The sequence below is a fragment of the Vibrio sp. 1641 genome (assembly GCF_033339995.1).
Classification (GTDB): Bacteria; Pseudomonadota; Gammaproteobacteria; order Enterobacterales; family Vibrionaceae; genus Vibrio; species Vibrio alginolyticus.
The window spans coordinates 1-14687 of the sequence record NZ_JAWOVP010000004.1; the positions used below are offsets into that span (position 1 = coordinate 1).

The following is a 14687-nucleotide window of genomic DNA, read 5'->3' on the forward strand; positions in this document are numbered from 1 at the left end:
GTGCCGACTACCGGAATCGAACTGGTGACCTACTGATTACAAGTCAGTTGCTCTACCTACTGAGCTAAGTCGGCACACTGTATTCTTTTTTAGAAGAGATTATCTCTTCAGTTTTTAAAATCTCACTTAAGTAAGATTCTAGAAATTGGCTCCTCCTGCTGGGCTCGAACCAGCGACCTGCGGATTAACAGTCCGTCGCTCTACCAACTGAGCTAAGGAGGAACTATTCTTTTTGTGTCTTGCTTATGAAGCAAACGCACCAAGTATGGTGCCTCGAGGCGGAATCGAACCACCGACACGAGGATTTTCAATCCTCTGCTCTACCGACTGAGCTATCGAGGCAAAAGAATGGTGCCGACTACCGGAATCGAACTGGTGACCTACTGATTACAAGTCAGTTGCTCTACCTACTGAGCTAAGTCGGCACACTTTATTCTTTGTGCTTTTGTCCGTGTTATAACATTTCGTTAAGACACCAACAAATCAAATTGTGGTGCCCGGAGGCGGAATCGAACCACCGACACGAGGATTTTCAATCCTCTGCTCTACCGACTGAGCTATCCGGGCAACGGAGCGCTATTAAACGGATTTTCCCGCGTTGCGTCAACCACTTTTTTTAAATAATTTCAAAAAAGTGGTTGTTCGAACGCTTTTTATTCAACTGTCACTACAAAGTTTGCTTCGAGTTAAATTCCTTTTTGAAATTTGTAACTTTTTCTAGGTAGCGACGCGCTTCTGCGTTCGGGTGTTTCTTGGTTAACGCCCAATAAACTTGGTTGGGTTGCAATGAATTAAGATCTTGCATTGCGCGTTTGCGATCACTGCGATGAAATGTGTTTAAAACTCCTCCAGTACCGCCATTGTAAGCTGAAATCATGCTGTACTCGAGAGAGGTAGGGTGGCGGACTTCTCTTAAATAACGATTTTTTAAGATATAGAAATACGCAGTACCAGTATCTATGTTGTTTTCTGGATTAAACAAATATTCAGGGCTTGGTTGGCCCGAGCGCTTTTTCACGAGTTTGAACACATCTCGTCCCGCTGTTTTAGGTACAACTTGCATTAGGCCATATGCATTTGCCCAACTTACCGCGTATGGGTTGAAACTGCTCTCGGTTTTAATAATGGCGTATATCAAGTCTTCTGGAATGTCGTATTTCTTGGAAGCTCGACGAACGATATCGGCGTATTGGTAGCTGCGTGTTGAAAAGTGGTCTTCAACCATGGGAATTTCGACATAATACGCTTTCTTGAAATCTACATTTTTGGTTTTTATTTTATTTGCGATGAGGTATTCCGCAAATCGGTTTGCCCGCCAAGACCATTGAATTGGCTTATTGTCTTGGTCGACAACTTGTTTATACAGGAATGGTTGCCCCTCTAACCTGATACCTTTAGAGGAGAATAAGTCGACATGAGCGGGATCGTCTGGTGTTAATAAGGTGGTGACAATCGCGTCTTTTAGGTGTTTTTGGGGCTCGGTCGGTGATACGGTCTCTATCGTGATCACGCCTTTGCGAAAGTCGACCTCGGCGCGGCTAAGGTAGTTATCGATGTACTTAACGTAATTACTTTTGCCAGCGTACTTGATTTCTTTTTTACCCCAGCGCTTTTGAATATTGCCTGAAAAGCTATTGATTAAGGCATCTAGCGCCGCAGTATCTTTTTCAAATTGTCCTGGTAGCTCAGCTAAGTTATTGGCAAAACGGTTTGTTGGCTCGTAGTTGACGTCATAAATCTTTTCGACGAATTCACGGCTACAGCCTGCCATTAAAAGTGCGGCAGCGATAAAGACAATTTTTTTCATAAGTATCAGAGTTATTGAAGGTAATAGAAAAATGACACCACAAATGGTTGTGATGTCATTGTTTAACTCAAGCGACTTTATTCGCTCGGCGGTGTGTAACCTTCGATATGAACGTCTTTTCCTTCAAAGAGGAAATTTACCATTTCTGTTTCGATCAATTTGCGGTGTTCTGGATCCATCATGTTGAGTTTCTTCTCGTTGATCAACATGGTTTGTTTGTGTTGCCACTGAGCCCACGCTTCTTTCGAGATGTTGTCGAAAATGCGTTTACCTAGTTCACCAGGGTAAAGTTGAAAGTCTAGACCTTCGCCTTCTTTCTTTAGTCGAGCACAAAATACAGTGCGGCTCATAATGACTCCTTGTATTCAATTAACGAAGTTCGTGGGGTAGCGTTTCCAGCAATAGTTTTACTGGCGCGGCTAAACCGACTTCTTCAGGTTTAGATAAGTTATACCAAAGACCTTTGTTGCCTTCCATTATCACGTCCGGTTGCTTTGATAAATCAATCAAAATTGGCGTGATATCTAGGTGGTAATGGCTGAATGTATGACGAAAGGTAATCAGTGTTTGCTTCTGTTTGATATTGCTGGCTTGAATGCCGCGTTGATCCAGTAGCAATTCAATGTCGCTTTCTGCATCCACATGTTCGGTTTGTGGGAAGCAGAATAAGCCACCCCAAATGCCTGTTTGTGGTCTTTGCTCCAACCACACCTCATGACCATTTTCGGTGTTGTGGTGAAGCATCACGAAACGAGTTTGCTTGATTGGTTTATCTTTCTTCGGTTTTTTGCCCGGGTAGTCGAGCACATTACCTTGTTGTTTTGCCACACACAGGTCAGCAACAGGGCAGAGGCTACATTTGGGTTTGCTGCGAGTGCAGACCATTGCGCCCATGTCCATCATTGCCTGGTTATACTTATCTACATCCGTTTGTGGGGTATGCGTTTCGGCAATTTCCCACAGCTGGTTTTCAACCTTTTTTTGTCCTGGCCATCCTGCAACTGCGAAACAGCGGGATAGGGTGCGCTTCACGTTACCATCAAGAATCGCGTGTGGTTGTTTATACACAGACGATAAAATGGCGGCAGCAGTAGAGCGACCAATCCCCGGTAGGGCGTTCATTTTCTCTATATCAAGAGGAAACTCACCATTGTATGTAGAGGCGACCTCTTGTGCTGCTTTGTGAAGGTTACGGGCTCGGGCGTAATACCCTAAGCCAGTCCAAAGGTGTAGGACTTCATCTTGCTCAGCATTGGCAAGATCGATTACGGTTGGAAAGCGCTCCAAGAAACGTTGGTAATACGGAATAACCGTAGTGACCTGAGTTTGCTGAAGCATAATTTCAGACAACCAGACACTGTATGCGGTCTTATTTTGTTGCCACGGAAGATCTTTTCTTCCATATGCGTCATACCATTCTAGGATGGCACTGGCGAAAGGTGTCACGACTTGCTCTGTATTCTATTATTGGTTAGGTGCAAAATTGCACCACATAATGGGCAAGAAGTACAACGGATAAACAGTAGGGATATAAAGAGGTGTTTCGTTGCTTTTGGGTTGCCATAGACCAAGAGCTCAACAAATACTTGCACCTAAGTAAATTCTTTGGATAATCCCCGCTTTGATTAATCAATGTGCAGGCAAAATCAATGAGTGAAGTAACCACTAACGAATACAACGAAGACGGAAAGCTGATCCGCAAAATCCGCAGCTTTGTACGCCGTGAAGGGCGTTTGACTAAAGGTCAAGAGAGCGCGATGAATGAATGCTGGCCTACGATGGGTATTGACTTCAAAGCTGAACTTCTCGATTGGAAAGAGGTGTTTGGCAACGATAACCCAGTAGTGCTTGAGATCGGTTTTGGTATGGGTGCTTCATTGGTTGAAATGGCAAAGAACGCGCCAGAGAAAAACTTCATCGGTATCGAAGTTCATAGCCCAGGCGTTGGTGCTTGTCTTGCCGATGCTCGCGAAGCGGGAATTACTAACCTGCGTGTAATGTGTCACGATGCGGTAGAAGTATTCGAACACATGATCCCAAATGGCAGCTTATCGACACTGCAATTGTTCTTCCCAGACCCTTGGCATAAGAAGCGTCACCACAAGCGTCGTATTGTTCAATTAGGTTTTGCGGAAATGGTGCGTGAGAAGCTTATCCCTAATGAAGGTATTTTCCACATGGCGACCGACTGGGAAAACTACGCAGAGCACATGATTGAAGTGATGAACCAAGCGCCAGGTTTCGAAAACATTGCTAAAGATGGTGATTTCGTTCCTCGTCCAGACGATCGCCCGCTAACGAAGTTTGAAGCTCGTGGTCACCGTCTTGGTCACGGTGTTTGGGATATCAAATATAAGCGTATTGCGTAACCAGAGGAGTTCATGGGATGTACCATTACGCGATATTAGCGAATCCGGGTCATAACCGAATTTACTTTGATAGCGCAATGACCATTGCCTGTTCTGAGCTAAAAGCAATTTTAGCTTCACAAGGCGTGGATGTGACAGAAATTGGTAGTAAAGACGTTGGCTTACCTGCTGCGTTGGTGTTTTCTTGTCAGGAAGCGCTAACCGATGAGCAGGCGCGAAGAATCGCAGCCTCTTCGATTTACTATGCGCTATTTGAAGTGCGCGAAGATGGTTTACTTCGACCAGTTCAATCGCCCGTATTTAACACTTTCCCGGAAAGTATGAGCCAGATTTTGCGCTACACCGGGAAAACAAACGAGCAGTTTACCCGTTTGATGGTGAATATCGGCATTAGTGCGTCCAATACGGGAAGTGAACAACTGACCTTAATGGATCCAATGTGTGGTAAAGGTACAACCTTATTTGAAGGCTTGATCCACGGTTTGAACGTGGTAGGGGTTGAGATCAACGCCAAGTGGGTGCAAGAGATCCAGACCTTTATTGTTAAGTTCATGAAGAATGGCCGCTTTAAGCACAAAGTGAGCAAAGAAAAGCGCACTGCGGGTGGCAAGAAAGTGGCGGATGGTTTCGTGGTTGAAGCTGCAGCAAATAAAGAAGATTACAACCAAGGCAATCTTCAGTTTATGAAGCTGTATTCGGCTGATACTCGTATCGCTGATCAAGTCGTGAAAAAGAACTCAGTTGATGTGATGGTGTCTGATCTGCCTTATGGCGTGCAACACGGCAGCAAAAATGCTAAGGACAGCAAACTGAACCGCAGTCCACTAGAGCTTTTAAACGAGGCTCTGCCTGCATGGAAAGTGGTATTGAAAAAGCAAGGTTCAGTGGTGTTGTCTTTCAATGAATTCACATTGAAATGGAAAGATGTCGCGGCATTATTTGAAGAGCAAGGTTGGAAGGTACTTTCAGAAGAGCCTTACATCGGTTATCTTCACCGTGTTGATCAATCTATCAACCGCAATATTATTGTGGCAGTAAAACCATAATCGACTTGAGTCGAACGAACCCTATGGAAAAGCCAACGACACGTTGGCTTTTTTTACCTCTGAGCTCAACGAGTTCTCTTGTAAATAGAAGGTAGAGAATGAAACCGACAGTGGAAATTTTGACAGATATTTTGGCGGAAGTACGCCCTTTAATCGGCCAAGGTAAAGTGGCTGATTACATTCCTGCTCTGGCAAAAGTACCCAGCAACAAGTTAGGTATTGCGGTATACACCAACGAAGGTGAGGTTATTAAGGCGGGTGATGCCGATGAACCTTTCTCTATCCAATCTATTTCAAAAGCATTGAGCTTGACGTTAGCGATGTGCTTGTACAAGCAAGAAGAAATTTGGTCTCGAGTGGGAAAAGAGCCTTCGGGGCAGGCATTTAATTCGCTAATCCAGCTAGAAATGGAGCAAGGTATTCCTCGTAATCCATTTATAAATGCTGGAGCGATAGTAGTGGCAGATTTGTTACAAACTCGCTTATCTGCACCTCGTCAGCGCCTGTTGGAATTTGTGCGTCAGCTTTCTGGTGATACCCATATTGTGTATGACAAAGTCGTTGCGGCATCCGAAATGATGCATGGTGATCGTAATGCGGCGATTGCATATCTCATGCGTTCGTTTGGCAACTTCGAAAATGAAGTGATTCCAGTACTACAAAACTACTTCCACGCTTGTGCGCTGAAGATGAGTTGCGTCGATTTGGCTAAAACGTTTAGCTATTTAGCAAACAAGGGCACATCGGTACAAACGGGTAAGCCTGTAGTTTCTCCTGTGCAAACCAAACAACTTAATGCACTGTTAGCAACGTGTGGCTTGTATGATGGCGCGGGCGAGTTTGCTTATCGCGTTGGTATGCCTGGTAAGTCTGGTGTTGGTGGTGGCATTATCGCGGTAGTACCTGGTGAAATGACCATTTCAGTATGGTCTCCAGAGCTTGATCCTTCAGGTAACTCGCTTGCGGGTACTAAGGCGCTTGAGCTGCTCTCAGAGCGAATTGGCCGTTCAATTTTCTAATGTTAGAAATGTGTCAACCTTATTTAGGACGGCACAGTTTCTAAATAAAAAGCCTCTCAATTGAGAGGCTTTTTTTGTTTTTGGGTTGCGTTACTCTTCGCTTTCTTCGGCCATAAAGGCTTCGAGCAAATCATTAAGGAAGAGCTTCCCTTTTTCAGTAATTTGCCAGTGGGTAGGCGTTTCACTCAGGTAGCCCATTTCTATCGCCCAGTTGATGGTTTCTTGAATCGTACTAAGCGGTAAGCCCGTGGTGTCCACGTAATCTTGCTTCGGACAGGCTTCAATTAAGCGGAATCGGTTCATAAAGAACTCGAATGGACGATCTTCATCCGCGACGACATGTTCCGTATGCAGATAAGGTTTGACCATATTTTGATAAGCCGCTAAATAGCCTCGCGGGTGTTTTACCTTTGTCGTTCGAATAATACGTCCGTCGGTAAAACTGAGTTTGCCATGAGAGCCACAACCGATACCAAGGTAATCACCAAAGCGCCAGTAGTTGAGGTTGTGCTGACACTGATAGCCCGGCTTACTGTAACCGGAGATTTCATATTGCACATAACCCGCGGCTGCAAGTTTTTGGTGTCCGAGCTCGAAAATATCCCACAAATCATCATCGTCAGGTAGCGTTGGTGGCTTGTAGTAGAACATGGTGTTTGGTTCGATGGTCAGCTGATACCAAGACAAGTGCGGCGGTGCCAACTCAATCGCTTTGTCCAAATCTGCCAAGGCTTGTTCGATGCTTTGATCAGGTAAGCCGTGCATGAGATCGAGGTTAAAGCTGTTCAAACCGATTTGGTGCGCCAGCTTAGCAGCATTGACGGCTTCGTCTTGGCCGTGAATGCGCCCCAAACGCTCAAGCTTCTGCTGCTCAAAGCTTTGTACGCCGATAGAGATACGCGTTACACCAGCTTTGCGGTAGCCAACAAAACGCTCTGCTTCGATGGTGCCTGGATTCGCTTCCATGGTGATTTCGATTTCAGGCTTGAACGGAATACGCGCTTCAATGCCCTTAAGTAGACGCTCGATGCCTTCTGCCGAAATCAAACTCGGCGTACCACCACCAATGAAGATTGAATGCAGTGGACGTGGCGCTTCGTTAAGTCGGTATTTCTCAATGTCGGTATCCAAATCTTCTAAAAGGGCACTGATGTACTCTTCTTCTGGAATCTCGGTTTTGAGTGCGTGAGAGTTAAAGTCGCAATACGGGCACTTTTGCACACACCAAGGGATGTGTACATACAAGCTGAGTGCTGGGGGCGTTAACATGGTCTAATTCGCTCGTGATTACTGAGACACTTGCTCAGACAGTTGAGCAAACAACGACTTGAGCGCTTTACCGCGGTGAGACAGTTGTTTCTTACGTGCAGGTTCAAGTTCGGCTGACGCACAGTTGTCTTCAGGAACAAAGAAGATAGGGTCGTAGCCAAAGCCATTTTCACCGTGTGCTTCAGTTAGAATTCGGCCTTCCCATTTACCGTGACAGACGATAGGCGTTGGGTCGTTCTCGTGACGCATGAGGACTAATACGCAGTGGAAACGTGCTGTACGCTCTGCTTCTGGTACGCCTTCCATTGCCGCTAGCAATTTTTCTAGATTCTCTTGATCAGATGCGCTCTCGCCTGCGTAACGTGCAGAGTAAATGCCCGGAGCGCCTTTTAAGAAATCGACTTCTAATCCAGAGTCGTCTGCAATGGCAGGAAGCCCTGTTTCTTGTGCGGCATGGCGAGCTTTAATGATTGCGTTTTCAATGAAAGTTGTACCCGTTTCAGCTACTTCCGATACATTGAATTCACTTTGCGCTAATACTTCAAAGCCGAAGTCAGACAATAAATCTGCCATTTCACGAACTTTGCCTTGGTTACCAGTTGCTAGCACAATTTTTTTCATGGGAATCTCTTTTAATAGTGATAGAGGAGAACAAATCGTTCTCCTCTAGATATTCTTTAACTAATAAATGGTTTTTAGCCTGCTTAGATCCAAAAGCTTTTGGAACATCACAACCCAATTACTCTTCAACATAAAACTTCTGGGTGAATTTAAGCTTACCTGAGCCTTTGTTTCCAGCTTTTACGTCAATATCGAAAGTAAAAGTTTCTTCGTGGGTAATTGACAGTTCGGCTAAGTAGTATATCGCATTGCCTTCTTTGACTTCACGAAAGGTCAAGGTCTGAGTTTGGCCGATAAGGTTCTTCGCGCGTCCAGCAATTTTTGCTTCTAATGCTGGCTTACCCAATGAAGCTCTATCTAACACGCTAATATTAACCACAGCGAGGTATCCATTACGTTTGATATCGTAGCTACGTGCGACTTTGGGTGTTAGGAATGTTGAGTTAAACGCGACATAGTGTACTTCGATATCTTTCATATTTTTAAACTGATCGGCGAAGCTTGGTAACGACAACAGGCTAATCAGTAATGCGGTAATCCATTTGCTCATTGTTACTTCCTCAAAGCACTTGTTATAAAACAACCATAGCTGCAATTTTACCTTGGTCAGGGGGTAAAAAATGCGTACTCAGTCGTTGGTATTAGTAAGTGTGGTACAAAATCGTAAATAAAAAGCCATCATAAGATGGCTTTAATTTCTGTCGGTATCTGGGTAGGCGATTCTATCCGAACTTGTTTGTGCCGTCCTAATTCACCTTTTTCTATGTGAACCAAGCCCTTAGCGATTTTAAACTGCTTGGCTAAGAACTTAGTTAGGTGTGCATTAGCTTTGCCATCGACAGGTGGAGCAGTAATGGCGATTTTTAGCTCTTCACCATGCAAGCCAACGATTTTATCGCGGCTAGCTTTAGGTTGAATATAGAGCTTCAGGATGATGTCCTCACCATCTTGCCAAACTGCAGCTGACATTATAGCTGGAACCAAATTGGACCAATGATATCGCCCATTAAGAAGTTCGCGAACTGCAAGCCGATAAATAACACCAGTACGCTTAAATCAAGACCACCAATAGCCGGAAGAATACGACGGATTGGAGCGCACATTGGCTCGGTCAGTTGATGGAATACGTACTCGATAGGGCTGCGGCCTTGGCTTACCCAGCTCAAAATTGCACGGATCAATAGTACCCAGAACAATAGGCCACCAGCGGCTTTGATTAATGATAGTAAGCCCAAGAATAAGAAGTCAGCGCTGAAAGAGACGGAACCGTTCGAAGCTATTAGGATAAGCACGACAAATTTAAGCACACACAACACGTAGGCAAACAACACGGTTGCTAGGTCAATATTCCCCACGGAAGGGATAACGCGGCGCAGTGGACCAATGACCGGCTGAGTCGCTTTTACTATAAATTGCGAGAATGGGTTGTAGAAGTCTGCGCGCGCAGCTTGCAACCAAATTCGCAAAATTACGACCATGATGTACAGGTCAAATAGGGTTGAGATGAGAAAACTCATTGAATTCATAAGGTACCCTTAACAAGTGATGGATGATACTAAACGGAGTTCATCCAAATAATTAAAACAGTTTTTCCATTTCTTCCGCGCGAGCCACAGCAGCTTGCATGGCTTTAGCGACAATATCTGAAAGTTGATGTTCGTTGAATGTACGCAGTGCTTCTGCCGTTGTCCCACCTTTCGATGTTACGTTCTCACGCAGGGTCGATAGCTCAGTTTCTGGGTTGCTAACCACCATACTGGCCGCGCCCAGTGCAGCTTGCTGAACCAATAGTCGAGCGGTCTCTTTATCAAAGCCTTGCGCAATCGCTTCTGCTTGCATCGCTTCCATAAACAGGAAGAAGTATGCTGGAGCACTGCCCGCTGCGGCAATCACATTATTGATGCCAGACTCTTGCTCAACCCAGCATACTTTACCGACCGCTTCCATTAACTCTGCGGCAAAAGCTTTGTCGTGCTCGGTTACATGAGTTGGTGCGAATAACCCACTCATACCCAACCCAAGTTGTGATGGCGTATTTGGCATAACACGAACCAAGTTCAATTTGGTGGCTAGCATATCATCCAATCGTGAACAGTTGATGCCTGCGGCAATAGAAATCACCAGTTTATTAGTGAAATCGATCGATTGCAGTGGTTTACAGACATCAGCCATCATTTGCGGTTTTACAGACAATACCACCACATCCGCCTCGGTCGCAGCTTGGATGTTATCGCTGGTGGTACGGATGCCAAAATCTTGTTCTAGCAGAAGGCGACGAGCCTCTGAAGGAGCCGTCGCGGTAATGTTTTGCGCTGGGTATCCGTTAGCAACCAAGCCGGAAACAATGGCTCTCACCATGTTGCCAGCACCAATGAAGGCGATTTTTTTATGTTCCATTTGTCTGATTTCCATCATGATATTTAGAATTTGTTGTGCGCTCAGGTGTATAATGGCGCCGCTGTTACTTACTGCTCCTATTGGCGAGTAAGATGATTGCGCATTTACGCTCTAACGATTGGCGACATAACTTATGTCGCGAGTGAGCGTTTTGTTGATTTAGCTGTAGTCTCGTGCGCCGAAAATAGCGGTTCCAATACGAACCATTGTACTACCAGCTTCGATTGCAGCGGTCATATCACCACTCATTCCCATTGATAATGTATCGATTTCTGGGAACTGTGCTTCGAGTGTTTGCTTCAACGTAGCCAACTTCTGAAATTCATGGAGTTGTGATTCGTAGTCAGACACGTTGGCAGGAATCGACATCAACCCTCTTAAAGTGAGGTTGGGTAGGCGAGAAATCAACTCCGCCAGCTCGAATACTTCCGCTTCAGTGACACCAGACTTAGATGCCTCACCACTGGTGTTAACCTGAATCAGAACTTGTAGCGGTTTAAGTTCGCTTGGACGCTGATCATTCAGGCGTTGAGCAATCTTGGTTCGATCGATGGTGTGAACCCAATCGAAATGTTCGGCAACAAGTCGCGATTTATTCGACTGAATCGGGCCAATGAAGTGCCATTCGATTCGATTATCTGGATAATGCTCGGCAAAGTGCTGAACTTTACTGACGCCCTCTTGGACGTAGTTTTCACCAAAGGAGGTTTGTCCCGCTTGGTAGGCTTCGAGAATTGCCTCGACAGGTTTAGTTTTGCTTACCGCTAGAAGTTGCACTGACTCTGGAGTTCGACCACATTTTTGCTCGTCATATCGAATTTGAGAGGTGATATGTTCAATATTTTGTTGAATACTACTCATAGCTGTACTTTAGACTTAAGGATTTTAAATGGATATCACTGAGTTACTGGATTTTAGTGTAAAACATAATGCCTCGGATCTACATCTTTCTGCAGGTGTCCCACCAATGGTTCGTATTGATGGGGATGTGAGAAAACTAGGTATTCCAGCGTTTACACACCAAGAAGTGCATCGTTTGGTTTTCGAAATCATGAACGATGCCCAACGCAGTGAGTTCGAAGAAAAACTCGAAGTCGATTTCTCTTTTGAGTTGCATAACGTTGGCCGTTTCCGTGTCAACGCCTTCAACCAATCTCGCGGTTGTGCGGCAGTATTCCGTACCATTCCAAGTAGCATTCCAACTCTGGAAGAGCTAGAAGCGCCAGAGATCTTCAAAAAAATTGCGAACGCTGAAAAAGGCTTAGTTCTGGTCACTGGCCCAACAGGTTCAGGTAAATCGACGACCTTAGCAGCCATTGTTGACTACATTAACCGTAATCACAACAAGCACGTACTCACAATTGAAGATCCGATTGAATTTGTTCACAACAACAATAAATGTTTGATCAACCAGCGTGAAGTTCACCGTGACACCCATAGTTTCCAAAATGCTTTGCGTAGTGCATTGCGCGAAGACCCGGATGTGATTCTAGTCGGTGAGATGCGTGATAAAGAAACCATCAGCCTTGCCTTAACGGCGGCAGAAACGGGTCACTTAGTTTTCGGGACGTTGCATACCAGCTCGGCGGCAAAAACTATTGACCGTATTATCGATGTTTTTCCTGGTAGTGATAAAGATATGGTCCGCTCGATGCTATCTGAGTCTCTTCGTTCGGTTATCGCGCAAAAGCTTCTGAAGCGTAATGGTGGTGGCCGTATTGCATGCCATGAAATTATGATGGCAACGCCTGCGATTCGTAATTTGATCCGCGAAGACAAAGTCGCGCAGATGTATTCGATCATTCAAACAGGTGCGGCTCACGGCATGCAAACAATGGAGCAAAATGCTCGTCAGTTAATGGCTCAAGGCATGGTTGCTCGTGAAGAGGTCGATAGTAAGATCGGATTAGAAGTGCAGCAATTCTCGTAACGTTCATACAGATAATGGTGAATACGGAAGATGGATCTAGATAAATTTCTCGAAGGCATGCTGGCGCTGAAAGCGTCGGATCTTTACATCACGGTTGGAGCGCCAATTCTATTTCGTGTGGATGGCGAATTGCGTCCGCAAGGGGAAAAACTCACCGAGAGTGATGTGGCTGCATTACTCGATAGCGCTATGGAACCAGATCGGCGTCAGGAATTTCGTAAAAGTCGCGAGTCGAATTTTGCCATTGTGAGAGATTGTGGTCGCTTCCGTGTGAGTGCCTTTTTTCAACGCGAGTTACCAGGCGCAGTGATTCGTCGTATTGAAACTAATATTCCTACTTTTGAGCAGTTAAAGTTACCGTTAGTGTTGCAAGATTTGGCGATAGCTAAGCGTGGTTTGGTGCTGGTGGTCGGTGCTACTGGATCGGGTAAATCGACCACCATGGCGGCGATGACAGGCTATCGAAACAGCAATAAAACCGGGCACATTTTGACGGTCGAAGATCCGATCGAATTCGTGCATGAACACAAGCGCTGTATCGTGACTCAACGCGAAGTTGGGTTAGATACGGAAAGCTATGAAGTTGCGCTTAAAAACTCGCTGCGCCAAGCACCAGATATGATTTTGATTGGTGAGATCCGTAGCCGTGAAACAATGGAATACGCGATGACCTTCGCCGAAACGGGTCACCTGTGTATGGCAACGTTGCACGCCAATAATGCCAACCAAGCTTTAGAGCGCATTCTTCACTTGGTACCGAAAGATCAAAAAGAACAATTCTTGTTCGATTTGTCGATGAACCTAAAAGGCGTGGTTGGTCAGCAGTTGATCCGAGATAAAAATGGGCAGGGACGTCATGGTGTATTTGAGATCTTGCTAAATAGCCCACGTGTGTCGGATTTGATTCGTCGCGGAGATTTACATGAGTTGAAGTCAACCATGGCTCGCTCAAATGAGTTTGGTATGCTGACGTTCGATCAATCTCTCTATAAGTTAGTGATGCAAGGTAAGATCAGCGAAGAGGATGCACTACATAGTGCCGACTCGGCAAATGATCTGCGCTTGATGTTGAAAACGCAGCGTGGTGAAGCATTCTCTACGGGCAGTTTGGCGAACGTTAAGATCGATATGGATTAATCCAATCCAGAAACAAAAAAAGGTTGGCAGGAGCCAACCTTTTTTCATTGTGCTTGAAGTGTTTACTCACCCCAAAGGGCTTCAAACCAGCTTTCTAGAATCACCACTGCTGACTGGCAGTCAACATTACCTTTCGATAGGGCTTTATAGCCGCCCATGCTGAACAACTCCGCACGAGCTTCTGCAGTAGATAAACGCTCATCATGCAGTTCAACAGGCAATCCGTATCGGCCTTGCAGACGCTTAGCAAATTTTCGTGCACGAGGGGTTATGGTCTCAAGGTCTTTACCATGCAGATCGGTCGGTAAACCGACCACTAGCAAATCTGGTTGCCACTCTTTGATTTGCTTTTCGATATCGTCCCAGTTTGGAATACCGTCATTGGCTTTAAAGGCTTTTAATGGGGAAGCTGTACCAGTAATTTCTTGGCCAATAGCGCTACCAATGCTTTTGGTTCCAAAGTCAAAAGCCATAATTGTGCGTGACATAAGGTGTCTCTATCTAATGTAACTGTATATTTGTACTAAGCATGTCCAGAGTCTGCTGAAAGGTGACTTGGGTCGATGCCCAGCTTTTCGACCGCTTTCTTCCAACGCTCGTTGATTGGTGTATTAAAGATAATTTCAGGCGTCGCTTCAATGGTGAGCCAAGAGTTTTCGACCAGCTCACTTTCTAATTGGCCTGCACTCCAACCGGAGTAGCCAAGTGCCACTAAGTAATCACTTGGTTCTGCTTCTGTTCCTAACACCGACAGAATATCACGCGAAGTGGTTACCGCGAGGTCATCGGTCATTTGGACGCTGGACTCGTAGTAATCTTTGGGTTTATGCAAAATAAAGCCACGATCTTCCGAGATTGGGCCGCCATTGTAAACTGGTCTATCTAGACTGGCTTCAAATAGGCGCGGGTGTACTGGCTGAACTTCCACCTGCTTGAGCATGTTGCCGACGGTGATATCAACAGGAGCATTGATCATCAGCCCCATAGCGCCGTCTTCGTTGTGCTCACAAACGTAGATCACGCTGTTTTGAAAGTACGGATCTTTCATCCCAGGCATGGCAACCAAAAAGTGATTTGTGAGATTCATACTCA

Annotated in this window: 17 protein-coding genes and 5 tRNA genes; 5 read left to right on the forward strand and 17 right to left on the reverse strand. The window is 45.4% G+C overall.

Features of this window, described 5'->3' with window-relative positions; all coding sequences use genetic code 11:
* Nucleotide 1: 1 nt before the first annotated feature.
* The 8 genes from R7Z47_RS10485 to mutY all read right to left on the reverse strand — a co-directional run bounded on the left by R7Z47_RS10485 (nt 2) and on the right by mutY (nt 3253).
* A tRNA-Thr gene (locus R7Z47_RS10485) sits at nt 2–74 on the reverse strand.
* 72 nt (nt 75–146) lie between these two features.
* A tRNA-Asn gene (locus R7Z47_RS10490) sits at nt 147–222 on the reverse strand.
* Between the two features lie 44 nt (nt 223–266).
* Nucleotides 267–342, reverse strand: a tRNA-Phe gene (locus R7Z47_RS10495).
* Between the two features lie 7 nt (nt 343–349).
* Nucleotides 350–425: transfer RNA gene (locus tag R7Z47_RS10500), tRNA-Thr, on the reverse strand.
* 66 nt (nt 426–491) lie between these two features.
* Nucleotides 492–567: transfer RNA gene (locus R7Z47_RS10505), tRNA-Phe, on the reverse strand.
* A 100-nt stretch (nt 568–667) separates the two neighbouring features.
* Complete coding sequence (mltC, locus tag R7Z47_RS10510) at nt 668–1807, reverse strand: membrane-bound lytic murein transglycosylase MltC (protein ID WP_136976888.1); 1140 nt, start codon at nt 1805–1807, stop codon at nt 668–670.
* A gap of 77 nt (nt 1808–1884) precedes the next feature.
* Nucleotides 1885–2157, reverse strand: coding sequence for an oxidative damage protection protein (locus R7Z47_RS10515; protein WP_005381002.1), 273 nt, complete (start codon nt 2155–2157; stop codon nt 1885–1887).
* Nucleotides 2158–2176: 19 nt separating this feature from the next.
* Entirely contained in the window at nt 2177–3253 is a 1077-nt protein-coding gene (gene mutY, locus R7Z47_RS10520) for an A/G-specific adenine glycosylase (protein WP_017635575.1), read from the reverse strand.
* A gap of 203 nt (nt 3254–3456) precedes the next feature.
* Between mutY and trmB the strand changes: the two genes are divergently transcribed.
* The 3 genes from trmB (at nt 3457) to glsB (ending at nt 6241) form a co-directional block, all read left to right on the forward strand.
* Nucleotides 3457–4176, forward strand: a complete 720-nt coding sequence (gene trmB, locus R7Z47_RS10525) for a tRNA (guanosine(46)-N7)-methyltransferase TrmB (RefSeq protein ID WP_005384506.1) — start codon at nt 3457–3459, stop codon at nt 4174–4176.
* A gap of 17 nt (nt 4177–4193) precedes the next feature.
* Entirely contained in the window at nt 4194–5222 is a 1029-nt protein-coding gene (locus R7Z47_RS10530) for a TRM11 family SAM-dependent methyltransferase (protein WP_136976889.1), read from the forward strand.
* Nucleotides 5223–5320: 98 nt separating this feature from the next.
* Nucleotides 5321–6241, forward strand: a complete 921-nt coding sequence (glsB, locus tag R7Z47_RS10535; RefSeq protein ID WP_005381007.1) for a glutaminase B — start codon at nt 5321–5323, stop codon at nt 6239–6241.
* Nucleotides 6242–6331: 90 nt separating this feature from the next.
* Here the strand turns inward: glsB and hemW are convergent, their stop codons facing one another.
* From hemW to R7Z47_RS10570, 7 genes are all read right to left on the reverse strand, one after another.
* A complete protein-coding gene (gene hemW, locus R7Z47_RS10540) occupies nt 6332–7510 on the reverse strand; it encodes a radical SAM family heme chaperone HemW (protein WP_005384511.1) in 1179 nt (392 codons plus the stop codon).
* An 18-nt stretch (nt 7511–7528) separates the two neighbouring features.
* Nucleotides 7529–8131 (reverse strand): XTP/dITP diphosphatase, encoded by a 603-nt coding sequence (locus R7Z47_RS10545; protein WP_005381009.1) that lies wholly within the window; start codon nt 8129–8131, stop codon nt 7529–7531.
* 118 nt (nt 8132–8249) lie between these two features.
* A complete protein-coding gene (locus tag R7Z47_RS10550; protein WP_005384513.1) occupies nt 8250–8681 on the reverse strand; it encodes a DUF4426 domain-containing protein in 432 nt (143 codons plus the stop codon).
* 128 nt (nt 8682–8809) lie between these two features.
* Entirely contained in the window at nt 8810–9100 is a 291-nt protein-coding gene (yggU, locus tag R7Z47_RS10555) for a DUF167 family protein YggU (RefSeq protein WP_005384515.1), read from the reverse strand.
* The gene (locus tag R7Z47_RS10560; RefSeq protein ID WP_005381012.1) at nt 9100–9657 is read right to left on the reverse strand and encodes a YggT family protein; all 558 of its coding nucleotides are present in this window, start codon (nt 9655–9657) and stop codon (nt 9100–9102) included. Before R7Z47_RS10560 ends, yggU begins: the two co-directional genes overlap by 1 nt.
* A gap of 52 nt (nt 9658–9709) precedes the next feature.
* The gene (proC, locus tag R7Z47_RS10565; RefSeq protein WP_005381013.1) at nt 9710–10528 is read right to left on the reverse strand and encodes a pyrroline-5-carboxylate reductase; all 819 of its coding nucleotides are present in this window, start codon (nt 10526–10528) and stop codon (nt 9710–9712) included.
* Between the two features lie 159 nt (nt 10529–10687).
* On the reverse strand, nt 10688–11389 hold the full coding sequence (locus R7Z47_RS10570; RefSeq protein WP_206958365.1) for a YggS family pyridoxal phosphate-dependent enzyme: 702 nt from the start codon (nt 11387–11389) through the stop codon (nt 10688–10690).
* A 28-nt stretch (nt 11390–11417) separates the two neighbouring features.
* Here R7Z47_RS10570 and R7Z47_RS10575 point away from each other — a divergent pair, with 28 nt between their 5' ends.
* The gene (locus R7Z47_RS10575; protein WP_005381015.1) at nt 11418–12458 is read left to right on the forward strand and encodes a type IV pilus twitching motility protein PilT; all 1041 of its coding nucleotides are present in this window, start codon (nt 11418–11420) and stop codon (nt 12456–12458) included.
* A 30-nt stretch (nt 12459–12488) separates the two neighbouring features.
* Complete coding sequence (locus R7Z47_RS10580; protein WP_005381016.1) at nt 12489–13595, forward strand: PilT/PilU family type 4a pilus ATPase; 1107 nt, start codon at nt 12489–12491, stop codon at nt 13593–13595.
* A gap of 62 nt (nt 13596–13657) precedes the next feature.
* Here R7Z47_RS10580 and ruvX read toward each other — a convergent pair whose 3' ends face one another.
* Nucleotides 13658–14083 (reverse strand): Holliday junction resolvase RuvX, encoded by a 426-nt coding sequence (ruvX, locus tag R7Z47_RS10585; protein ID WP_005381017.1) that lies wholly within the window; start codon nt 14081–14083, stop codon nt 13658–13660.
* Nucleotides 14084–14118: 35 nt separating this feature from the next.
* Nucleotides 14119–14682: a YqgE/AlgH family protein gene (locus R7Z47_RS10590; protein WP_005381020.1), complete on the reverse strand. Its 564-nt coding sequence runs from the start codon at nt 14680–14682 to the stop codon at nt 14119–14121.
* Nucleotides 14683–14687: the final 5 nt, after the last annotated feature.

Excerpts from the sequence above, each read along its gene's own strand:
- mltC (WP_136976888.1), bottom strand. The coding sequence starts at position 1,807 with ATGAAAAAAATTGTCTTTATCGCTGCCGCACTTTTAATGGCAGGCTGT.
- R7Z47_RS10515 (WP_005381002.1), bottom strand. The coding sequence starts at position 2,157 with ATGAGCCGCACTGTATTTTGTGCTCGACTAAAGAAAGAAGGCGAAGGT.
- trmB (WP_005384506.1), top strand. The coding sequence starts at position 3,457 with ATGAGTGAAGTAACCACTAACGAATACAACGAAGACGGAAAGCTGATC.
- R7Z47_RS10530 (WP_136976889.1), top strand. The coding sequence starts at position 4,194 with ATGTACCATTACGCGATATTAGCGAATCCGGGTCATAACCGAATTTAC.
- glsB (WP_005381007.1), top strand. The coding sequence starts at position 5,321 with ATGAAACCGACAGTGGAAATTTTGACAGATATTTTGGCGGAAGTACGC.
- hemW (WP_005384511.1), bottom strand. The coding sequence starts at position 7,510 with ATGTTAACGCCCCCAGCACTCAGCTTGTATGTACACATCCCTTGGTGT.
- R7Z47_RS10545 (WP_005381009.1), bottom strand. The coding sequence starts at position 8,131 with ATGAAAAAAATTGTGCTAGCAACTGGTAACCAAGGCAAAGTTCGTGAA.
- R7Z47_RS10550 (WP_005384513.1), bottom strand. The coding sequence starts at position 8,681 with ATGAGCAAATGGATTACCGCATTACTGATTAGCCTGTTGTCGTTACCA.
- yggU (WP_005384515.1), bottom strand. The coding sequence starts at position 9,100 with ATGTCAGCTGCAGTTTGGCAAGATGGTGAGGACATCATCCTGAAGCTC.
- R7Z47_RS10560 (WP_005381012.1), bottom strand. The coding sequence starts at position 9,657 with ATGAATTCAATGAGTTTTCTCATCTCAACCCTATTTGACCTGTACATC.
- proC (WP_005381013.1), bottom strand. The coding sequence starts at position 10,528 with ATGGAACATAAAAAAATCGCCTTCATTGGTGCTGGCAACATGGTGAGA.
- R7Z47_RS10570 (WP_206958365.1), bottom strand. The coding sequence starts at position 11,389 with ATGAGTAGTATTCAACAAAATATTGAACATATCACCTCTCAAATTCGA.
- R7Z47_RS10575 (WP_005381015.1), top strand. The coding sequence starts at position 11,418 with ATGGATATCACTGAGTTACTGGATTTTAGTGTAAAACATAATGCCTCG.
- R7Z47_RS10580 (WP_005381016.1), top strand. The coding sequence starts at position 12,489 with ATGGATCTAGATAAATTTCTCGAAGGCATGCTGGCGCTGAAAGCGTCG.
- ruvX (WP_005381017.1), bottom strand. The coding sequence starts at position 14,083 with ATGTCACGCACAATTATGGCTTTTGACTTTGGAACCAAAAGCATTGGT.
- R7Z47_RS10590 (WP_005381020.1), bottom strand. The coding sequence starts at position 14,682 with ATGAATCTCACAAATCACTTTTTGGTTGCCATGCCTGGGATGAAAGAT.